Here is a 1,747-nt window from a genome sequence, read left to right as displayed (position 1 = left end):
GCCGCCGGCCGCCGTGCCGTTCGAATCCCACAGCTGCAGCTGATACGCCGCGTTGCTGGGATCAGAGACGTTCACCAGGCTCGAGAGCGCAATCTGCGCACCCGCCGTGGCGCTTGGCAGGCTCGAGACATTCAGCGTCGGCGCCGCCACCGAGACCGCAAACTGCTTCCAGCCACTCGCCGTGCCGTTCTGAACGAGCTGCGCCCATAGCGTATCGGTGCCGGATGACGTCCCGGCATCGAATACCACATTGGCACCCGACGGCACATTGATCGCCTGGCCTGCGGGCTGCGCCACGCCGTTGATCAAGACCTCGCCACCGGCTGCCGTGCCGTTCGAATCCCACAGCTGCAGCTGATACGAGGCGTTGCTTGGATCGGAAACGTTCACCAGGCTCGAGAGCGCAATCTGCGCACCGGCCGTGACACTCGGCAGGCTCGATACATTCAGCGTCGGCGCCGGCACCGAGACCGCGAACTGCTGCCAGCCACTTGCCGTACCGTTGCCCTGAACGAGTTGCGCCCACAGCGTATCGGTGCCGGCTGAAGTCCCGGCATCGAACACCACATTGGCACCCGACGGCACATTGATCGCATGGCCTGCGGTCTGCGCCACGCCGTTGATCAGGAACTCGCCGCCGGCCGCCGTGCCGTTCGTATCCCACAGCTGCAACTGATACGTGGCATTGCTGGGATCGGACACTGTCACCAGGCTCGAAAGCGCAATCTGAGCGCCCGCCGTGGCACTTGGCACGCTCGAGACACTCAGCGTCGGCGCCGGCACCGAGACCGTAAACTGTGTCCAGCCACTTGCCGTACCGTTGTTCTGAATGAGCTCCGCCCATAGCGTATCGGTGCCGGCTGAAGTCCCGGCATCGAACACCACATTGGCGCCCGACGGCACATTGATCGCATGGCCTGCAGTCTGCGCCACGCCGTTGATCAGGAACTCGCCGCCGACTGCCGTGCCGTTCGAATCCCATAGCTGGAGAGTCTGATAGCCGGCACTGTTAGGATCGGACACGGTAACCAGGTTCGACAAGGCGATGGTCTGGCCTGCACTCGCCGAAGCGAAGCTCGTCACGCCAACCGACGGCGTAATAGGTACGGTGGCCGTAATCAGCGTGCCCGTGCCAGAATCCTGCGTTGCAGTGAGGCCAACTCCGGGATTCTGCCCCAGCTGCAGATCATACGTTATTCCGCCCTCGACAACTTGAAGGACGTTGCCGGACACAATGGTGGCTGAGCCACCGGACGCGAACGCCACGCCGGTCAGATCGATGGTGTCACCAACGACGATGCCGCTGATGATGTCGCTGGGCATGGCTGTGCCGTCGATCACCAGCGTTCCGCTCGAGCTGGCGAAGGTAATGCCGCCGCTCGCGATGCTTCCGGCCTGCAATTCGACCTTGCCGCCCGAAATCGTCACCGGACCGGTCGACCCACCGGACGAAACGATTTCCGTACCGCCGGCAAACACCGCCACGTTGCTGGTGACCGCGCCGGCTACATTGAATGTGCCGCCGCTTGAGACGCTGACATTGTGGGCGGTCGCGCCGAACAGGATATTCAACTTGCCGCCATTGCTGACGGTCGTGTGGTCGATCGCGCCTCCCGACGACACGTTCACCGTGCCGCCCGAAATGCCTGTCCCGGAGCTGGTCACGCCGGTGACCACGCCTCCGGAGAGCACGTTCTCGACGCCGCCGGCAAGGACCGCGACATTGCTCAGAACCGTGCCGCCGACA

At 63.9% G+C, this 1,747-nt stretch carries 1 protein-coding gene; it reads right to left on the bottom strand.

The window, feature by feature from the left end:
• Positions 1–1,747, bottom strand: a 1,747-nt coding sequence (locus tag H8A95_RS42900) for a beta strand repeat-containing protein (RefSeq protein WP_229188434.1), incomplete at both ends; no start/stop codon positions are given.

The organism is Bradyrhizobium oropedii (assembly GCF_020889685.1).
Classification (GTDB): Bacteria; Pseudomonadota; Alphaproteobacteria; order Rhizobiales; family Xanthobacteraceae; genus Bradyrhizobium; species Bradyrhizobium oropedii.
This window is presented reverse-complemented; position numbering and strand designations above follow the sequence as displayed.